We start from the raw sequence: 17,767 nt of genomic DNA, 5'->3' as shown, positions 1-17,767 counted from the left end.
CGGACCCTTCGAAGTCGGCGGGATCGGGCTACTGGACGATCGCGTCGATCTGGGCCTTGGCCTGTTTGAGCAAAGCGGCGTTGTCGGCGCCCTTGGCAACTGCCTTCTGCAGCATCGGCGTCAGCACGGTGTTCACGATTTCCTGCCACTTCGGCGTCGCCGGTCGTGCGACCGTCGCGGGCGACTTCAGCGTCGCGAGGATCGCCGGGTAGTTCTCACGCCCGGCCACGCCGGCCTGCGACTCGAACGCCGAGATCCGGGAGACCAGGCCCAGGGACGTCTTGATCGACAGGTCGTTGTGGGCATACGCGAAGGCGACGAACTTCTTCGCCTCATCCTGCTTGGTGGTTGCCTTCGGCACCGACAGGTACCACGCACCCGGAACACCCGCGATCCCGCCGGGTCCGGCGATCATCGGAGCAACACCGATCTTCCCCTTGACCGAGGCATCCGCCGGGGTCTGCGTGTACGCATGTCCCCAGAACCGCATCATCGCGAGCTTCCCCTGGTAGAACAGGTTCTGCGCGCCGGCCCAATCGAGCTGCGCCGCACCCGACGGCGCATACGGCAACAGGCTCGTGTAGAAGTTCAGCGCTTCGAGATGCCGGCCGTCGTCGATGGTGACCTGGCCGCTGCTCGGATCGAGCACCATCGTCTTCGCACCGGTCTGCGAAACCGTCGCCAGCCACTCTGTCTCGACGGCGCCCTTGACGTCCGTGCCGTACAGGTCGGTCTGCCCGTCGCGGTTGGCGTCGCGGGTGAAGAACTCCGCCGCGTCGCGGTACTGCTTCCAGGTGGTCGGCGGCACGAGCGGATAGCCGTACTTCGCCTGGAACGCCGCCTTCTCCTTCGGATCACCGAACAGATCGGTGCGGTAGTAGAGGATCTCCGAGTTCGTCCACACCGGCATACCGACGTACGAACCCCCGACCTGAGCCTCGGTCACCAGGCCCGGGAACAGGTCTCGCTTCACGTCCTCGGTGAACAGGTCGTCCAACGGCGAGACGCCGGCGGAGAACGCGCTCAACCAGATCGCATCGAGCGCGGCCACGTCGAACGACGCCTTCCCCGATCCCAGCTCGGTCTGGACCCGGTCGTACAGGCCGTCGTACGGCAGCTCGACCAACTCGACCGTCGTACCTGTCTCCTTCTTGTACAGGTCGGCGACCGGCTGCAGCTCGGCCTTGCCCCCACCCTCCACGAGTACGGTCAATGTGCTGCTCTCGGCCCCGGAGCCACCGCCCGCACCACATCCGGCGGCGACAAGCACCAGAGCTGTGACAGCGGCCGTGAGGTATACGCCGATGCTTTGACGATCGCCCGCCCTGCGAAACTTCATCACTCCGACTCCGATTCTCCCCGACTGCCTGATTAAACGTTTTGGCAAAACGTCTTGGCAGAGAGTGTTCCGAGCGACACCTACCCGGTCAACACCGCAGCCGACGCCAAAACGTTTGGCACTGGTGTAATGCCCGGGTCGCCGGCGTAGAGCGTCACCAATCGTTGGTTCGACCGCTGGCTGGTCCGGCAGCGGTCTATGACCGGCGTGTGCGGGAGCCGAGCACGGTGACGCGGGCGGGCGGCGGTCCAGCGGGCGGCGGGGATTGGCGATCGGTGGGTGTTGGTTGCCAACTGGCGAGCAGCTGGCGGCGGGAGTCGAGCGGGTGGACGCTTCGTACGTCGATCCGGCGTACTGCGTCGCGGCGTAGTCCGAGGATCGGCAGCGCCATACGTGCCTGCTGGATCGCCATTCCGGCGGGCAGGCCGCGGGTTCGCAGTACCAGTTCGCTGTCGCCGTCCAGGCAGGACACGACAGATCGGAGGCGCATCGGCCCAGGCATGTGGCGGCCGGCGCTGCGCATCGCGAACAGATCCGACGCCGACGGAGGCCAGCCGGTCCTGATCCGCACAGTCACGTCATACCGGGCCATACCTCGATGGTGCGTCAGCCGACCGAACGAGGTCGAGAGCATCTGACCCACTGAGTCGGTCGAGGCGACCGGTTCGCTACCGCCTCCTGCCCCGGAGCTGAGCTGTCGTTCTTGCACGGCCGCGCTCAGGCACCTCGTTGATCTGGATACGGCGATCGGTGAGCTGGCACGCGTGCCGAGCCCGGGCGGACGCATATGCCTTGCCGATCTGCTCCTGCACCCGACGGTGCGGCGCTCGAGGCGCCTGCGTCGTCGGCATCCGTATGCGGGAGCCGCGGCGACGCTGCGCTCTGCAGGCCTGCGACTGGCCCGCCCCACCCTGCACCTCAACCCATTCGGGCACTAGTTCGTCTGCGTAGCAACCAGACCACCGCAAGAGCAGGGCCGCCTGTCGTCAGAAGCCGGTGACCAGTAGGTCGTCGATGTCGTAGACGAGGGTGCTGTGTACGGCGACGACGCCGGCGATCCTGGAGGCGGCCACGATCGCGTGTTCTACCTGGCTGCGGTAGGCGAGTTGTCCGGTCAGGGTGACCACGCCGTTGTCGACCTGGATCGTGAGTTCTGCCGGGGAGCGCGCCGGACGCCGGCGGTCGCTGTTGATTGCGCGGTCGATGTCGGCAGCGATGTCGACGTCCGGGCGTCGATAGGCGCAGATCAGATCGCGTCTGGTGAGCAGGCCGACAAGTGTCAGGTTGTCGTCGACGACACACAGGGGTGGAGCTCCGGGGTTGGTCAGGCTGCGCGCGGCAACGCCGATCGGTGCGTCGGCGCCGATCGTGCTGACCGGTGAGCTCATCAACTCGCGCGCCGTCAGAGCGGTGGACTTGCGGCGTCGTCTGCGGCCGGCGACACCGCCGAGCAACGGCGGCGGATCGATGCCGCCGTGGTACTCGAGGTTCACCAGGAGGTCGCTCTCGGTGATCAGCCCGACGGGCCGGCGATTCCCGCTCAGGACGGGAACCGCCGGGGCATCGGAAGCGAGCAAGGCGCAGGCAACCAGTTTGAACGGCGTGTCGTCCGTCACCGTCACCGGCGACCGAGTCATGAACGTGGCGACGACAGGCTCGAGCATCGGTCTCACCTCGCTTGCGGACTTGCTAAGATTAGCAAGTCCGCAAGGGCGACGGGAAGCCGACAGCATGGAGGAGGGCCGGATGACGAGGCCGCTGTACCAGCTGAAGGCGGAGTTCTTCAAGAACCTGTCCCACCCGGCCCGGATCCGTGTCCTGGAGCTGCTCAGCCAGCGGGATCACTCGGTTGCGGAGATGGTGCGCGAGGTCGGCATCGAGCCCGCGAACCTGTCCCAGCACCTCGCCGTACTCCGTCGTTCCGGGCTGGTCACCTCACGCAAGGAAGGGGCGACGGTGATCTATTCACCGACCTCCCCGTACGTCGCGGAGTTACTGAGCGTCGCCCGCCGCATCCTGACCGGAGTCCTGACCGACCAAGCAGAGCTCCTGGACGACCTGCGCGAACCTGTCGGCCAGGCCGTCGGCGGTCCGCCACCCTAAAGACCGCGGCCGCTCTGCTTACCCTCCACCTGTCCCCCAGCAGGGCGGCCGCCCGCGATGGGAGGCTCACTCGCCACGCTCGCGCTGGGCGGTCTACGGACGGCTGCGGCGGCTGGGCTAGGTGACCGATCGGCTGTCGGGGATCTGATCGCAGAGTAGGCCGGCGCAGGTGCCGAACTCGTGCAGGTGGGCCGAGACCTCGGCCAGGCGGCTGAAGCCTGTCGCGTCTCCTCGGGCGATCGAGGCCCAGCACATCGCGTCGGCAAGCGCCATCGCGCGCTCGGCGACGGACGCCAGTGTCGCGAGTGGCATGGTCTCCGCCTCGCGACGGAAGCTGTCGACTTCTCGCGCGGACTCCTCGTCCGTGGCCACCGATCGCAGGTGCGCCAGCAGCAGCGACATTTCACCGGCAACATACTGCTGAGTCATCACCATCACCGCCGAACAGTCTCTCCAGCCTCTCCCCCAGCGTGCTCTCCACGTGTCGCCGCGTCCAGCCTCGCTCACGTGAAGAGGTAGAAGCCGGTGAGGATCACCGAGGCCACCCAGCGCTGGACTGTCTCGATCTTCCTGCGGGCCTCACAGGTCGTTCCCGGCGTAGGACAGGTTGAAGCTCTTGTTGGTCAGCGGGAAGTCCGGGACGATCGTGTCGGCCAGGGCGACGGGGAGGGCCGGCCAGTTGAAGAACGACGGGTCGACGATCTTCAGGCGGGTCACGGTCCCGTCGGGTGCGAATTCGATCCGGTGGGCGATCGTGCCGCGCCAGCCTTCGACCAGCCCGATGCCGGAGGTGCGGCCGGCGGCCAGCCACGTCGGTTTCGGCGCTTCCGCACCCAGCGGCGGCCGGCCGGCGACGAGCTCGGCGATCAAGGCGACGGAGTTCTGGATCTCCTCTGCTCTGGTGAGGAGGCGGGCCAGAACGTCCCCAGCGGTGTGCGTGGGCGCGACAACTGCGGTTGTCTCTGGCACGAAGGGGTGGTCGCGGCGAGCGTCGTGATCGATGCCGCTGGCGCGGGCGACGTACCCCAGGGTGCCGATGTCTTGGGCCTGGTCGCGCGACAGGATCGCAGTACCGGTCATGCGGTCCAGTACGACGCTGTGGCCGAGGGCGATGTCGACGACCTGCTGGATGTCGGCGGCGATGACGGCGAGCTGACCGGGTTCGGGGAGCGCACGGATGTGCGTCCCGCCCGGGGTGATCGCGCCGCGCAGCAGGCGGTGTCCGGTGACCTGCTTGTTGAGGCGGAGGAGTTGCTCGCGGATGCGCTGGGCGTGCGCGTTCGCGATGCCGTAGCCGACGTCGTTGCAGAGGGCACCGATGTCCGTGACGTGGTTGTAGAGCCGCTCGAGCTCGAGGAGGATCGCCCGCAGTGTCTGTGCCTGCGGCGGCACCGGCCAGTCTCGGGCTTCCTCGACCGCGAGGCAGAACGCCAGTGTGTGGCCCACGGTCGTGTCGCCGGAGACCCGTTCGGCCAGCGGCAGCACGTCGGCCAGCAGTTTGCCTTCGGCAAGTTTTTCGATGCCCTTGTGGACGAACCACAACCGGGCCTTCAGCTTCAGGATCGTCTCGCCGACTACCGAGAACCGGAAGTGACCGGGTTCGATCAGGCCGGCGTGGATCGGCCCGACCGGGATCTCGTAGACGCCGGTTCCGGCGACGGTCAGGAACGGGTACGGCTCGTCGATGTCGCCGAAGGTGGGTGGGTGTCCCGCGTTGTGACGCATCGGGAACCAGTCGTCCGGCCAATGCTGGTGCAGCACGAGGCGGCGTGGGAGGGGGTGGTTCGCGACCTCGATGCCGAACAGGTCGCGCAGTTCGCGTTCGAAGCGGCTCGCCGGGAACGACAGGGCAGCGAGGCTGGGGATCAGGGGTGTGATGCGGTCGGTGGGCAGGATGAGTTCCACTCGCCGGTCGGGGTTCGCGGCGGTGAAGAGGTAGACGACACGGAACTCCTCGGCGTCGTCGTGTGCGGCGACCAGTGCGAGGCGGTAGCCGTCGAGCAGCAGTGCCGACGCGCGGTCTGCCACCGTGGATGCGGCGACTGTGACCTGACGGCGGTTGGGGTAGGTCCTGGGATCTGAGCTCATCGGTTCCCCACGATCAGGCCGGCAGTCTGCAGCAGCTGGCCGAGCGGCCAGTCCGCAATCCCCAGTACGGCGAGGGCCACAAGCCCGGCCGTCAACGGCACGACCGTCATCACAGGCAGCGCGGTCACGTTCGCTCCGCCAGCCACCTCGCGTGGCTGACCAGGCCCCAGCAGCAGACCGGCGGCCTTCGCGACGACCGCGACGAAGACCACGAGCAGCAATACCAGGACGACGGCGGCCGCCCAGCCGACGTCCTCGTTGATCATCGCGCGAATCAGCCCGATCTCGCTGACGAACAGGCTGAACGGCGGCAACCCGAGCAGCGCCGCCAGTCCAGCCGCGAAGAGACCGGCGAGCATCGGCGCGCGCAAGAACAACCCCCGGACGGCATCGATCCGCGTACTGCCCTCACGCGCGAGGATCTCCCCTGCTCCGCAGAACAGCACCGCCTTCCCCAGTCCATGGCCGACGATGTGCAGCAGCGTCGCAGCGATCGCCAACGGCGTGCCGATCGCGACACCGACGACAGCAAGCGCCATGTGCTCGATACTCGAGTAGGCCAGCAGCCGCTTGTAATCACGCTGTGCCAGCAGCAACCCGGCGGCGAGCAGCAGAGATGCCAGCGCCACGGCCAGCAGCAGCCCCCGGACGAACCGCGGATCGACGCTGGCGACCGCGATCACGCGATAGCGGGCCAGCGCGTAGACCGCCACGGGCAGCAGTACGCCGGACATCAGCGCGGAGACCGGCGCAGGCGCTTGACTGTGCGCGTCGGGCAGCCAACTGTGCATCGGGAACAACCCGGCCTTGGTGCCGAATCCGAGCACCAGCAACGCGAACGCGAGCCTCATCACGCCCGGGTCGAGCTCGCCGCCGTGCGCGACGAGCTCGGTCCAGTCAAGGGTCCCGTGCTCGGTGATGCCCGCCTGCTTGGCGGCGTAGTTGACCAGCACCGTCCCGAGATACGCCAGCGCGATGCCGACCGAGCAGATGATCACGTACTTCCAGGTCGCCTCCAGAGACTTCCTGGTCCGACGGTGCCCGACCAGGAACGCGGTGACGATCGTCGTCGCCTCGACCGCGGCCCACAGCAGCCCCAGGTTGTTCGCCGACACCGCGAACACCATCGACGCCAGGAACAGCGGCACGAGTACGCCGTACCGCCGAGCACCCGCCGCATCCGTGCGACCCGACGCGAGCTCGCCGTCCAGATAGCCGATACCTGCCCAGGTCGCCACCACACCGACCGCGCCGATGACGATCAGCATCACGCCCGACAACGCATCGATGCGCAACAAGGTGCCGGCAGCAACCACGCCGCCGCCGGCGGTCCAGGCCGCTGCCAGCACACCGACAACCAGGACGACTGCAGCTGCCGCGACGGTCGCGACAGCCACCGATCGCCGCCAGCCCATCAGCAGCGCTGCGGCGGAAGCGAGGACCAGGGCAATCATCGGGGCGGCGAGGAGCAGCACCGCCGGGACACCGGTGAGACTCATCAGTCGTGCAGCTCCCGTAGCTCGTCGATGTCCGTCCCTCCGAACGTCGCACGCAGTCGCGCGGTCAGAACCTGCAACACCAGCACGACCAGCAACACGTCGAGCGAGACGGCCAGTTCGACGATCCCCGGCACTCCCCCGGTGATCAGGAACGCCGTCGTCGCGATACCGTTGTCTAGCAGCAGGAATCCGACGATCTGCGACAGCGCCCGCCGCCGCGTGACCAGCACGAAGAAGCCGAGCAGGACCATCGCCAGGCCGACCGGAACTGCCTCGGTCTCGGCCGACGGCGCCAGCCGCACGAGCGGCCGGGCGACGGCGTACGCAAGCAACGTCAGCAACGCCGCGGCGACGATCGACGCGGTCACGTTGATGAGCGGCTCGGTCTCCCGCGCCTCGCTGCTGTCCCGCAGCACCTTGCGCAGGATGCCCGGTACGACGACCGCCTTCAATGCCAGTACACCGATCGCGACCAGCACCAACTCGAAACTGCCCAGTCGCACCGCCAGCACCGCGGCCAGCGCGCCCAGCAGGAGTCCCTGAACCACCAGCAACCGCGCGATCGCCGACAGCTCACGCCGCCACAACACCAGCACCGACGACAACAGCAGGCCGCCGCAGATCAGATAGAGCAACTGGGTCATCACGATCACGCCAGGAAGAAGGACGACGAGACAGCAAGGACACCGAACAGGAACGACCCCGCGAGCAACTCCGGCACCCGGAACAACCGCAGCTTCGCCATGAACACCTCACCAGCGGCCAGCACGGCACCCAGTACGGCGACCTTCGCGACGAATGCCACGACACCGAGCAACAACGCCCCAACCGACGCCTCGGCGGCGACTCCCCACGGCAGGAACAGGTTCGCCCACAACCCCAGCAGCACCGTCAACCGCAGCGCCGACGCGAACTCGACCAGCGCGAGGTCGCGACCGGCGTACTCGAGCACCATCGCCTCGTGGATCATGGTCAGCTCCAGATGAGTCGACGGGTTGTCGACCGGCAGCCGGCCGGCCTCCGCGATGACTACCACTGCGAGCGCAACCGCGGCCAGCAACGTGGCCGGCGACAACACGTCGCCAGGCGACTGTTGGCCGCGTTCCACGATGGCCGACAGGTTCGTCGACCCGACCCGCGCGGACAAGGCGAACCCGGCCAGCAGGATCGTCGGCTCGGCCAGGGCTGCCACCGTCATCTCCCGGCTCGCGCCCATCCCGCCGAACGCCGTACCGGTGTCCAGACCGGCCAGGGCCAGGGCGACGGTGCCGAGCAGCAGCAGCGCGACGACCGCGAACAGGTCCGCGACCCCGTCCAACGGCGACATCGTCGCGATGAACGGTGCCACCGCCGCGATCACCAGCGTCGACGCGACAAGGACGACAGGAGCCGCGGCGAACACCCAACTCGACCCCTCAGGGGTGATCGGCTCCTTGCGGAACTGTTTGCGCAGGTCCCGCCACGGCTGCCCGATGCCGGCGCCCGCCCGGCCTTCGAGGACTGCTCTGACCTGCCTCATCAGGCCGATCAGGTAAGGAGCCAGCACGATCAGCACAACGAGCTGGACGACGACTCCGACGACGCTCATGTGGTCAGCCCCACGACGACCAGGACGGCGACAAGACCGAGCAGCCCGAGCGCGAGATACCTGTGCACGCTTCCGTTCTGCAGCCGGCTCAGGGTCGCGCCGATCCGGGTGCTGCCGGCAAGGACAGGCGGATACAGCACCGCCTCCAGCCGATCGTCGACACGTTGCCGGTAGCGGACGCTCTCGATCAGGTACTGCGACTCCACATGATGCGTGACGTCGACGTCGTACTCCGGGCGAAGCACGTCGTCGAACACCCGGGTCAGCGGCTCCGCGAACGACGTCGCCGTGTACTCCATCCGCGGATCCAGCCTGGTTCCGCCGCAGCCCCACACCAGCGACTCGCGACGCGGCAACCCACGGCGAACCAGCGCCACCACCAGAAACGCGGCAAGGAGCAAACCAACCAGGATCAGCAGCGGCGACATCGACCCCTCGATCCCTGTCAGCCGCAACGTCACCACACCGCTCAACGGCGCACCGACCTCGACCGTCGGCAGCACGGCCAAGGCCTTCGTCAACGCAGGAGCGACCGCGGCCGGCACGATCGCGAGCACAGCGCAGGCGACTGCCCCCAGCAGCATCGCGACCAGCATCGTCCGCGGCGATTCCTTCGCCGCTGCCGCTGCCGCGGATCTCGGCCGCGCCAGGAATCCCACCCCGAACGCCTTGACGAAAGTCGCCACCCCCAGGCCCGCGGTCAACGCCACCACACCGACAGCCAGCGGCATCGCCACCGCGACGACCGCGTCCGCACCGGGTAGACCGTGGATCAGGCCCTGCAACAACAGCCACTCCGAAACGAACCCGTTCCCCGGAGGCAGCGCGGCGGCAGCGAGTGCACCGACGCCGAACAGCGCCGTCGTCACCGGCATCCGCGACACCAGGCCGCCCAGGCTGTCGAGATGGCGCGTGCCCGTCGATCGCAGCGCCGATCCCGCACCGAGGAACAACACGGTCTTGAACCCGGCGTGGTTGAGCGCGTGCAGCAGCGCGGCGCCGACCAGCAGGCTCGCCAGCGTCCGGTTGCCGTCGGCAGCGAACATTCCACCCGCGCCGACCCCGAGCATGATCAGGCCCATGTTCTCGGTTGTCGAGTAGCCCAGCAGGCGCTTCAGATCCACCGCGACGCTGGCCTGCAGTACGCCGTACAGCGCAGAGACCCCGCCGACGATCAGCACCAGCAGCCACCACCAGCGCGGGCCACCACCGAGAAGGTCGAAGCCCACACGCAGGACGCCGTACAGGCCGAGTGTCACCATCGCCGCCGACATCAACGCCGACACCGGGCTCGGCGCCTCCGGATGCGCGCGCGGCAGCCACACGTGCAGCGGAACCAGGCCCGCCTTGGACCCGAACCCCACGAAGACAAGAACGAAGACGACAGCGCGGATCGACGCCGAGACATCCGCGGAACGCAGTGTCTCGAACGACTCGCCACCGGCGTTCGACGCGAACAACACGAGACCGAGCAGAATCGCCACCAGGCCGGCGTGCGTCATCGCGGCGTACCAGACTCCGGCGTCGCGGACCGCCGGCCGCACCCTGTGCTCGGCGAAGACCAATGCCAGGGACGCGAGCGCCATCAGCTCCCACAGGACCAGGAAGGTCGTCACGTTCCCCGCGACCGGGACCAGGATCATCGTCGCCACGAACACCGGCAGCAGCCCCTGCGCCGTCCGCGAACCGGCACCGACGCCATCCGCGTGATCCCCACCGGAGTAGCCGATGCTGTACAACCCGGCGATGATGGCGACTCCACCGATCAGTACACAGAACACACCGGACAGCGCGTCGACTGCGATCGCGGCCTCGCTCAACGGCAGCAGCTGCGGAACGGCCGCAGCGAACGTCTCGCCGCTCAGCGCCAGCACACCGGCCAGTGCGCCGAAAGCTCCGACAGCGCACGTGGCAAGGCCCGCGACGAGTGCACGTGGTCGCGGAGTTGCGGCGACAGCGCCCAGCGCACCGAGTCCAGCGCCCAGCAGTACGCCGAGCAGCGCCCAACCGATCGTCATCGCCCGGTCAGATCTCGCAACGCCCCGATGATCTGCGGCGGCTCCGGCGGGCATCCCCGTACGACGACGTCGACCGGGATCACATCAGCGACCGCACCCTCGACCCCGTATCCGCCGGCGAACACGCCACAGTCGTGTGCGCAGTCCCCCACCGCGACCACACGCTTCGGCGCCGGGGTGGCGTCGTACGCCTTGCGCAGCGGTTCGGCCATGTTCCGGGTCACCGGGCCCGTCACGAGCAGCACGTCGGCGTGCCGCGGGGATGCGACCAGGCGGGCGCCGTACCGCTCACCGTCGTACACGGGCCCGAACGCCGAACCGATCTCCACCTCGCACCCGTTGCACGACCCCGCATCGACGTGCCGCACCTGAACGGAGCCGGCGAACGCCTCGTCACGGCCGCCCGACCGCTCCGGGGCCGGCTCGGCCACCCTGCCCGTCGACCGAATCTTCCGCAGCAGCGCCCTCACCGCACCGCCCGCCGCACCCGCGCCCGCGCCCGGCCCGACGCTTGCGCGTCTGCCTTCAACCCGTCCAGCAACTCGGCCTGCTCGGTCAGCACCGAGGTGAGGATGGTCCGTGCCACGGCCAGCAACTCAGCCACATGCGGACTCGTCAACGAGTAGTAGACCTGCGAGCCCTCCTTGCGCGTCGTGACCAGACCGGCCCGACGGAGTACGGCGAGCTGCTGCGACAGATTCGACGCCTCCAGACCCAACTCCGGCAGCAACTCACTCACCGCCATCTCACGCTGGCTCAACAACTCCAGCACCCGGATCCGGGCCGGATGCCCCAGCGTCTTGAAGAACTCCGCCTTCAGCTGGTGCAGCGGTGTCGTCATCGCGCACGCCTTCCCATCACTTCACGCCATCCTCAATCCATGCGATCATGAATTGAAGAATTCTGCAACTGATGTGTAGATTGACGCGACAGCCCACTGCCGGCACCCCGGGACGGGAGACCATGAACGCGTTCGCCGACGAGCTCCACCGCAGGATCACCGACGCCCGCGAGGCCGTCCGCGCAGCCCAGGAAGCCGGCGATCTCGACGCCGAACGCGTCTACGCCGGCGAGCTCGACAGCCTCCTCCACCTCGCCCGCGAACACGGAATCAACGCCGAGGCCGACACACCCCACGACCTGACCTGAGCCGGTCGCCCAACCGCCAGCACCAACAACGGGAGCGACCCCTTGCGCTACGAAGTCACTGGAGTGTGACCAGTACTCCGACCCGTCGCGAGAACCGGGCGGCTGGCCTCGGCGACGCCTGGTTCGAGGTTGCACCTCACGGCCGAATCGCGACCTTCGATGCGGATGCGGTCCAGCCCCTTCACCGGATCAAGAGCACTTGACCTACGCGCAGCCGGCCTGACAGTTTTGACGGATGTCTGGGGCGCCGACGACCGTGACCACCGACGGCATGCGCAGGAGCCTGCTGCCGGCAACCGAGGCGGTCTCCGCGCTTTACCGCGACGACATCCACCTCACCGCGGGTAAGGCCGTGGTGCAACGCCTCCGCGAGTACGCCGAACACAACGGCCTGACCCTCGACGGCGAGCCGCGCTGGACCAATCACACCAGCCCGGCCTGGAACCTCGAGCCCGACGACCACCTCATTGAAGTCGTCTGGCCGACCCACTAGGCAGCACCGTCCGGCCGCCGGCCGTGCAAGCCACCGGCGAGATGGGATGCAGGATCGGGCGCAGGGGTCAGCGACGGATGCCGCGGATCTGCCTGGTCGGCCTGTTCGCTGGGATGATGGGTCGATGGATCTCAACCTGATCACGTCGTACGACGCGACACCCGAGGAAGTGTTCGCGCTCATCACGGACGCGACGTTCCAGGAACAGGTGTTCCGGAGGTTCAGCGCACACTCCTACGACGTTGCCGTCCGCAACGCAGGCGACGACGTACTGCTCCGGGTGCAATGGGAGACCGCCACCGACGACGTACCAGTCGTCGCACGACGATTCGTCGGCGACATGCTGAACCTCGTCCAGACCAAGACCTGGCACCCGGCGGGACAGGACGGCGCACGGGAGGCCCACGTCGAGGGCGAACTCGCAGGCGCCCGCGTGAAACTGGTCGGCCGCACCGTCCTGGTCCCGACCGGTCACTCCACCACCCAGGAATTCGACCTCCACGTCACGGCCTCGACGCCCGTCCTCGGGCCCCGCCTCGAGCGCATCGTCACCGACGCCGTCCGCACCCGCCTCGAAGCAAAGTTCGAAGTCGCCTGGTCCTGGCTCGCCGGCTCCCTCTGACTCCCCCGGCCACGGGTGATGCCGTCCGCAAGTCTGTGGCAAGACGGGCGGATCAGACTTGGCGTTGCTTCGGGAGGTCAGCCGTCGAGCAGCTCGCGTAGCCGGGTGGCGAAGGCGTCCGGGTCGCCGGTCTGCCCGTACTCCCCGCCCAGGAAACCGCCGTGGTCGCTCGGGAAGATCGTCGGCTCGACCCCGAGCGCATCGGCGACGGCGATCGTGGCGCGTTGCGTGATCAGCCCGTCCGACTCGATGCCGTACGCCGGCACGACCCGGGTCGGGGCAGCCCTGATCGCGTCGTAGTCAGGCTCGTACCCGGTGGTGTTGACGATGTGTCCGCGACCGAGCATCGGATCCTCGCGCGAGCCGTCGTCGTCGGTCGGCAACCCGAACTGGGCCGGGTCGGGAGCAGGCCGATCCGTCCAGTCGGCGGGGATCTCGCCGCTGTGCATGACCAGGATCAGGAATTTCGCCATCCCCGGCCCCAGGCCATCGCGCTCGTAGGTGTTCCGGACATCGTGGACTGCTGCGAACGCTGCCTCGCGGTCGGGCAACGCCGACACGAGCGGCGGCTCGTGAGCTACCAGGATGCGGACCACGTCAGGATGCGCGGCGACGAATGCAAGCATGTTCACAGCGCCGCCGCTGCTCGCCAGCACATCGACAGGACCAGGACCCACCGCGGCCTCGATCACTCGATGGATGTCGTCGGCGTGGGTCTCCGGGGTGGGATCCGCATCGGTGGTGAGCTCGCTGCGCTCACTCTGCCGCGGGTCGTAGGTGACCACCGTGCGGTCGGTGAAGTGGCCGGCCAACGTCGTGAACCCGGCGGCGGCCATCGGCGACGCAACCATCACCAGCGGGATCTTGTCCGCATCACTGCCGGGCCGGATGTCATAGGTCAGTACGGCGCCCGGTACCTCGATCGAACGAGTCGTGGCCTCGGTCATCTGCATCTCCTTCGCCTGCGTCGATCCATCCTGCCCAGCACCCTAACGAGATCGAAGCGGTCCGGTGCAGGCCGAACCTAGTGCCCATCCAGTCGAAGGACCGGAGGGCACTAGGTTTGGCGCAAACTCAGGCTGCTAGCCCGCCCGGTAAAGGGATCCGCCGCCGGAGATGGCGATCGCCGCACGTGCGCCGCCGACGTTGAGGTTGATGATGAACGTCGTGCCGGACCACCGGGTGGTGTAGGTGACCGACCCGCTGGCGCGCACCGGGACGATGAAGGACAGGATCGACGCGGTCCGGCCGGACCGGGCCATCATGATCGTCGGCGCCGACTTGCGAACGTAGCTGCTCGGGTAGTGCCAACCCTGGATCGGGTTGGTCTGGGCCTGCTTGATCAGGGTCGCGCCGGGCGGCAGCGCCTGCTTGAACGGGAGCTGGAACACCACCGTTCTGGTCGTGTCCCCCGCCGCCATCGCCACCGCGGTCGTCCGGGAGTACACGCTGGCCCGTTGATCCGGCGGCAAGTGCCACAGCGTCTGGAACGCCTGCGCCGTCGTCGCCGACGCACGGTCCCAGGTCACGATCAGATCCGGGTCCTTCAGCACCAGCACCGAACGCACCCGGCTGACCCCGGTCCCCGGCGCATCGGTGAACGTGTACGACTCCGCGTTCGCCTTCACCGAGTACGCCGTCAGCCTCGTCGCCGGGTTCGTCGCCTTCGCCAGCGGCGTCGTCAGCACACTGTGCGCCGCCGCACTGACCACCCAGGCACGCCACACGCCGGCCGAGTACGCCGCATAGCCGCCGTCGATCACGATGTCGCGGCCCCGCGCCGTGTAGGTGATGCTGGTGTGATCGCTGTGCCCATGGAACGCCCGCGCCGGCCCGTACCTGATGCTGTACGTCGACTCACCCCTGAACCCCCTCGCAGCATCGGTGCCCCAACCCGTCCGGCCGAAGACGTAGCCCGCCGAATACACCCCGACCCGCCACGGCGGCGCCGCACCCCTCGTGCCCAGCGAACCCGCGTACTCCATCGGCGTCCCCACCCACGGGTACGTCGCCTGCAACTCGGTGTCACCCAATTGGTGCAGCTTGCCCAGCGAGTTCGTCGCCAAAGCCAGCCACTTGGCCAGCAACGCCCGCCGGGTCACCATCGTCGTACCGGGATCGACACCGCCGTTCTGCAACACCGCGATCGCCCGCCCCCACAGCGAGTAGTTGAACGCCGCGTACCCCGTCGACTGCTCGTTCGTCGACCCTTGCGCATCGATCGACGTCGTGATCGCGGCCGCCAACCGCTGCTGCGCCAGATTCCGGTAATCGGCCCGGCTCAACGTGACACCGACCCCGAACAAAGCGATGGACTCGTCGGTCCCGTGATTCCACGCCCCGCTCCAATAGTTCGTCAGGAACCGCGCATGACTCAACAGCGCGGCATCCACCCACGCGTAGCGGGTCGGCACCGCGCCCACCTGCAGCCCGGACAGGATCGCCTGCCGCAGGCAGATCAGCACATTCGTCCGGTGCATCGTGGACTCCCACGCACCAACGTTGCCCTTCCACGAATACGGATTGTCCCGATACCAGTCGTACGCGATCGTGTTCACCCGCGTCAGCGCGGTCAAATCCCCCTGACCCGCCGCAGTAATCCCCTGACCGAGCCACCGCAACGAGTGCAACCACATGTACCAACTGGCGTTCCTGTACGGGTTCAGCGCCCAGTTGATGTTCCCGCCACCGTTACCCACCCTGTACGGCGCGTACGGCCCCCACGTGAACACATCCTTGTAGAGGTTCGCCAACGGATTCGTGGTCTGCAACCCACTGAAACCAGGACACGCATAAAACGGCGCCGCCAGCGACTGCATCTTGTTCTGCCCGACGTCCGTGGCCACCGGTCCAGTCGCCGGTACGACGTTGGACTGCCCCGGCACGAACTGCGCCTCGCCCGGCCCTTCCGGCGCCTCCACGATCAGGATGCCGGGCGACGGCGCCGCCGGACTTCTGGTCTCACCTGCCGCCGCTCCGGCCCCCAGGACCAGAGCGGCGATTCCTACAGCCGCACCGGCAGTGCGCTTGAATCGCATGAGTCGTCCTCCCCCACCGTCGCCAGAGAACAGCGACGGTCACGAGGCTCTGGCCGCAATCACCAGAGCCAAGGCTCACGCCCTGGGCGGACCCCCTTACACCCGCCCTGGGACTACACCTGGACGGGACGCCTCTCCCGCCCGGTCCTGCAGGACGCACCAGCCAGGCAGTGTCCAAGCCAGACCGTGCGTCGTGCCTCCGGCGAGCCCGCGGCCTTCCGCGTGGGCGGTCCGCTCACCGTCGTACCTCATCGAAGAAGTCCCGACCTGAGAAATCAGGCCGAGCGTGACAGCCAAGAACCGGCGACCAGGCTCATCACCCCCTCCACACCGCATCTGCCCGTCGCTGCGCTCTCCCCCTACAACAGCCTCGATGCACCCAGCCCACCGAAAGTTGCACCCACCAACGCGCGAGCGGTGCCTGAGTCAAGGCACAGCGCAGCCGATGCGATCAATCGTCAGTACGCCGGTCTACAAAGCTGCGATCAGTGAAGGCACGATCTACACGACACGCCGTCAGACGCCTGACCGGTCAGGGCGGATCAGTTCGTGGCTTCGCGGACGTCCGTTCCGTGCTCGGCGAACGCCTTGAAGTCCTGCATGTGCTGTAGCGACTGCTTGCGGAAGGCGCCGGGCATCACAAGTCCCACCAGCTTCATCAGAAAACCGCTGAACCGGTATTCGTTCTCGCTCTCCCACAGCGTCGTTTCCGGGCCGGCTTCGGTCAGCCGCTCGCGCGCGGCGCTCCACATGCCCTCGCCGACGATCTCGCGGTCGAAGTGAACGACGCTCGTTGTCTGGAGCTCGCGCAGGTCTGCCGACTCCCGGCGTGTGATGGTCTCGGTGCCCTCGAACCTCCGCCGGTCCATCTGCATCACGACCCGCGACCTGGTGCCCAGCTGCCCGTCCTCCCCACTCAGCGGCTCGTGCAGCACCAGACCCCGCAGCCACTTCGGCCGCTGTGCCGGGTCCTCGAGCAGCCCGACCACCGTCTCCCGCGGCAGGGCGATCTCGATGGAGACCGTGTACTTCATGGGCCGCATCATTCCGTTCTTCCAGGCGTGGGACAACGTGCCGGGTCTAGCGAGGAACGATGCCGCTGCGCCCCTGCCACGAACCGTGCTCCGACAGCGGCCGGAACCGGAGCGTGGCGAACTCATGGTGGAAGTCCCTGCGCCGGCGTTCGGCCATCGCGGCAGCATGACGGTCAGGCTCCGGAACACTGCTATGGCCGTGCACCATCTCCTCCATCTCGCCCACCGTCCGCCAAACAGAGAACGTAGAAATCGTCCGCGGCGGGCGCATCGCGGCCAGCGCCAACGTGGCCCCCGGATGGTCACGAACCAGCCGCTCCACCGGCTTGCCCCACTTCAGGAACCTCGGCACCTCCAGCAGGCGCATCCGAGCCAACGTGACCGCCACGACAGGTTCGGCAGGATCCCACTCCCCCGCCCTCGCCGGCAGGTCCGGCAGCGCCGCAAGCCGCGACCAACGACGAAGAAACTGCATACGCACATGCCAACCCGCAGCCAACTCCCTGCCCAACCGGTGATCCGCCAGAAACGTCTCGACCGCCGCCTCGTCCTCCCACCGCGCGAACATCACCATCCGACGCAACTGCATCCGAGCCGGCGAAACCGTCGGCGCACCGAGGCGCATCAGCGCCAGGCACTCGGCATACCGCAACCCAGGCGTGGAAGACACAGCCGGCGCCCTCCACAACGCCCCCGCCGTCGTCGCCGGACGGAGCTCCGCAAGGTGAAACGTGAAGATCGTCATCGTTCGGCAACTGTCCCACGAGTGAGGGCCCGTGGTGCCGCGTAAGAACTC

The 17,767-nt window shown here is 67.9% G+C and carries 19 protein-coding genes; 4 read left to right on the top strand and 15 right to left on the bottom strand.

Annotated elements, in window-relative coordinates; genetic code table 11:
• Positions 1-28: 28 nt before the first annotated feature.
• The 3 genes from ACIBGM_RS04100 to ACIBGM_RS04090 all read right to left on the bottom strand — a co-directional run bounded on the left by ACIBGM_RS04100 (position 29) and on the right by ACIBGM_RS04090 (position 3,003).
• Positions 29-1,213: an extracellular solute-binding protein gene (locus tag ACIBGM_RS04100; protein ID WP_396384427.1), complete on the bottom strand. Its 1,185-nt coding sequence runs from the start codon at positions 1,211-1,213 to the stop codon at positions 29-31.
• 322 nt (positions 1,214-1,535) lie between these two features.
• Positions 1,536-1,931, bottom strand: a complete 396-nt coding sequence (locus tag ACIBGM_RS04095) for a hypothetical protein (RefSeq protein ID WP_360517372.1) — start codon at positions 1,929-1,931, stop codon at positions 1,536-1,538.
• 394 nt (positions 1,932-2,325) lie between these two features.
• Positions 2,326-3,003 carry a CBS domain-containing protein gene (locus ACIBGM_RS04090; protein ID WP_360517369.1) on the bottom strand — a complete coding sequence of 226 codons (678 nt, stop codon included), beginning with the start codon at positions 3,001-3,003 and terminating at the stop codon, positions 2,326-2,328.
• Positions 3,004-3,085: 82 nt separating this feature from the next.
• On the opposite strand from ACIBGM_RS04090, the gene ACIBGM_RS04085 reads away from it, so the two are divergent.
• Positions 3,086-3,442, top strand: a complete 357-nt coding sequence (locus tag ACIBGM_RS04085; protein WP_360517366.1) for a metalloregulator ArsR/SmtB family transcription factor — start codon at positions 3,086-3,088, stop codon at positions 3,440-3,442.
• 117 nt (positions 3,443-3,559) lie between these two features.
• Here ACIBGM_RS04085 and ACIBGM_RS04080 read toward each other — a convergent pair whose 3' ends face one another.
• The 8 genes from ACIBGM_RS04080 to ACIBGM_RS04045 form a co-directional block, all read right to left on the bottom strand.
• The gene (locus ACIBGM_RS04080) at positions 3,560-3,871 is read right to left on the bottom strand and encodes a hypothetical protein (RefSeq protein ID WP_360517363.1); all 312 of its coding nucleotides are present in this window, start codon (positions 3,869-3,871) and stop codon (positions 3,560-3,562) included.
• 150 nt (positions 3,872-4,021) lie between these two features.
• Positions 4,022-5,530, bottom strand: coding sequence for an NADH-quinone oxidoreductase subunit C (locus ACIBGM_RS04075; protein ID WP_396384426.1), 1,509 nt, complete (start codon positions 5,528-5,530; stop codon positions 4,022-4,024).
• Entirely contained in the window at positions 5,527-7,029 is a 1,503-nt protein-coding gene (locus ACIBGM_RS04070) for a proton-conducting transporter membrane subunit (RefSeq protein WP_396384425.1), read from the bottom strand. Before ACIBGM_RS04070 ends, ACIBGM_RS04075 begins: the two co-directional genes overlap by 4 nt.
• The gene (locus tag ACIBGM_RS04065; RefSeq protein WP_396384424.1) at positions 7,029-7,673 is read right to left on the bottom strand and encodes a hypothetical protein; all 645 of its coding nucleotides are present in this window, start codon (positions 7,671-7,673) and stop codon (positions 7,029-7,031) included. Before ACIBGM_RS04065 ends, ACIBGM_RS04070 begins: the two co-directional genes overlap by 1 nt.
• Before the next feature lie 5 nt (positions 7,674-7,678).
• Positions 7,679-8,617 (bottom strand): respiratory chain complex I subunit 1 family protein, encoded by a 939-nt coding sequence (locus tag ACIBGM_RS04060; RefSeq protein ID WP_396384423.1) that lies wholly within the window; start codon positions 8,615-8,617, stop codon positions 7,679-7,681.
• Positions 8,614-10,635, bottom strand: coding sequence for a proton-conducting transporter membrane subunit (locus ACIBGM_RS04055; RefSeq protein ID WP_396384422.1), 2,022 nt, complete (start codon positions 10,633-10,635; stop codon positions 8,614-8,616). Before ACIBGM_RS04055 ends, ACIBGM_RS04060 begins: the two co-directional genes overlap by 4 nt.
• Positions 10,632-11,066 carry an oxidoreductase gene (locus tag ACIBGM_RS04050; RefSeq protein WP_360517348.1) on the bottom strand — a complete coding sequence of 145 codons (435 nt, stop codon included), beginning with the start codon at positions 11,064-11,066 and terminating at the stop codon, positions 10,632-10,634. Before ACIBGM_RS04050 ends, ACIBGM_RS04055 begins: the two co-directional genes overlap by 4 nt.
• A 35-nt stretch (positions 11,067-11,101) precedes the next feature.
• Positions 11,102-11,476, bottom strand: a complete 375-nt coding sequence (locus ACIBGM_RS04045) for a metalloregulator ArsR/SmtB family transcription factor (protein WP_360517345.1) — start codon at positions 11,474-11,476, stop codon at positions 11,102-11,104.
• A gap of 122 nt (positions 11,477-11,598) precedes the next feature.
• Here ACIBGM_RS04045 and ACIBGM_RS04040 point away from each other — a divergent pair, with 122 nt between their 5' ends.
• From ACIBGM_RS04040 to ACIBGM_RS04030, 3 genes are all read left to right on the top strand, one after another.
• Positions 11,599-11,784, top strand: coding sequence for a hypothetical protein (locus ACIBGM_RS04040; protein WP_360517342.1), 186 nt, complete (start codon positions 11,599-11,601; stop codon positions 11,782-11,784).
• A gap of 235 nt (positions 11,785-12,019) precedes the next feature.
• A complete protein-coding gene (locus ACIBGM_RS04035; RefSeq protein ID WP_396384421.1) occupies positions 12,020-12,277 on the top strand; it encodes a hypothetical protein in 258 nt (85 codons plus the stop codon).
• 124 nt (positions 12,278-12,401) lie between these two features.
• A complete protein-coding gene (locus tag ACIBGM_RS04030) occupies positions 12,402-12,899 on the top strand; it encodes a DUF2505 domain-containing protein (protein ID WP_360517339.1) in 498 nt (165 codons plus the stop codon).
• A 77-nt stretch (positions 12,900-12,976) separates the two neighbouring features.
• On the opposite strand, the gene ACIBGM_RS04025 is transcribed toward ACIBGM_RS04030, so the two are convergent.
• The 4 genes from ACIBGM_RS04025 to ACIBGM_RS04010 all read right to left on the bottom strand — a co-directional run bounded on the left by ACIBGM_RS04025 (position 12,977) and on the right by ACIBGM_RS04010 (position 17,716).
• The gene (locus ACIBGM_RS04025; RefSeq protein WP_396384420.1) at positions 12,977-13,846 is read right to left on the bottom strand and encodes an alpha/beta fold hydrolase; all 870 of its coding nucleotides are present in this window, start codon (positions 13,844-13,846) and stop codon (positions 12,977-12,979) included.
• A 135-nt stretch (positions 13,847-13,981) separates the two neighbouring features.
• The gene (locus tag ACIBGM_RS04020) at positions 13,982-15,937 is read right to left on the bottom strand and encodes a heparinase II/III family protein (RefSeq protein ID WP_396384419.1); all 1,956 of its coding nucleotides are present in this window, start codon (positions 15,935-15,937) and stop codon (positions 13,982-13,984) included.
• A 542-nt stretch (positions 15,938-16,479) separates the two neighbouring features.
• Positions 16,480-16,971: an SRPBCC family protein gene (locus tag ACIBGM_RS04015; protein WP_396384418.1), complete on the bottom strand. Its 492-nt coding sequence runs from the start codon at positions 16,969-16,971 to the stop codon at positions 16,480-16,482.
• A 46-nt stretch (positions 16,972-17,017) separates the two neighbouring features.
• Complete coding sequence (locus ACIBGM_RS04010; RefSeq protein ID WP_396384417.1) at positions 17,018-17,716, bottom strand: hypothetical protein; 699 nt, start codon at positions 17,714-17,716, stop codon at positions 17,018-17,020.
• Positions 17,717-17,767 lie beyond the last annotated feature (51 nt).

The sequence above is a fragment of the Kribbella sp. NPDC050470 genome, from assembly GCF_044458365.1.
In the GTDB taxonomy this organism is placed as follows: Bacteria; Actinomycetota; Actinomycetes; order Propionibacteriales; family Kribbellaceae; genus Kribbella.
The sequence above is the reverse complement of the archived record's forward strand: the minus strand, read 5'-3'. Positions and strand labels throughout refer to the sequence as shown.

Coding starts and splice junctions, on each gene's coding strand:
- ACIBGM_RS04095 (WP_360517372.1), bottom strand. CDS start 1,931: ATGGCCCGGTATGACGTGACTGTGCGGATCAGGACCGGCTGGCCTCCG.
- ACIBGM_RS04090 (WP_360517369.1), bottom strand. CDS start 3,003: ATGCTCGAGCCTGTCGTCGCCACGTTCATGACTCGGTCGCCGGTGACG.
- ACIBGM_RS04085 (WP_360517366.1), top strand. CDS start 3,086: ATGACGAGGCCGCTGTACCAGCTGAAGGCGGAGTTCTTCAAGAACCTG.
- ACIBGM_RS04080 (WP_360517363.1), bottom strand. CDS start 3,871: ATGACTCAGCAGTATGTTGCCGGTGAAATGTCGCTGCTGCTGGCGCAC.
- ACIBGM_RS04075 (WP_396384426.1), bottom strand. CDS start 5,530: ATGAGCTCAGATCCCAGGACCTACCCCAACCGCCGTCAGGTCACAGTC.
- ACIBGM_RS04070 (WP_396384425.1), bottom strand. CDS start 7,029: ATGAGTCTCACCGGTGTCCCGGCGGTGCTGCTCCTCGCCGCCCCGATG.
- ACIBGM_RS04065 (WP_396384424.1), bottom strand. CDS start 7,673: ATGACCCAGTTGCTCTATCTGATCTGCGGCGGCCTGCTGTTGTCGTCG.
- ACIBGM_RS04060 (WP_396384423.1), bottom strand. CDS start 8,617: ATGAGCGTCGTCGGAGTCGTCGTCCAGCTCGTTGTGCTGATCGTGCTG.
- ACIBGM_RS04055 (WP_396384422.1), bottom strand. CDS start 10,635: ATGACGATCGGTTGGGCGCTGCTCGGCGTACTGCTGGGCGCTGGACTC.
- ACIBGM_RS04045 (WP_360517345.1), bottom strand. CDS start 11,476: ATGACGACACCGCTGCACCAGCTGAAGGCGGAGTTCTTCAAGACGCTG.
- ACIBGM_RS04040 (WP_360517342.1), top strand. CDS start 11,599: ATGAACGCGTTCGCCGACGAGCTCCACCGCAGGATCACCGACGCCCGC.
- ACIBGM_RS04035 (WP_396384421.1), top strand. CDS start 12,020: ATGTCTGGGGCGCCGACGACCGTGACCACCGACGGCATGCGCAGGAGC.
- ACIBGM_RS04030 (WP_360517339.1), top strand. CDS start 12,402: ATGGATCTCAACCTGATCACGTCGTACGACGCGACACCCGAGGAAGTG.
- ACIBGM_RS04025 (WP_396384420.1), bottom strand. CDS start 13,846: ATGACCGAGGCCACGACTCGTTCGATCGAGGTACCGGGCGCCGTACTG.
- ACIBGM_RS04020 (WP_396384419.1), bottom strand. CDS start 15,937: ATGCGATTCAAGCGCACTGCCGGTGCGGCTGTAGGAATCGCCGCTCTG.
- ACIBGM_RS04015 (WP_396384418.1), bottom strand. CDS start 16,971: ATGAAGTACACGGTCTCCATCGAGATCGCCCTGCCGCGGGAGACGGTG.
- ACIBGM_RS04010 (WP_396384417.1), bottom strand. CDS start 17,716: ATGACGATCTTCACGTTTCACCTTGCGGAGCTCCGTCCGGCGACGACG.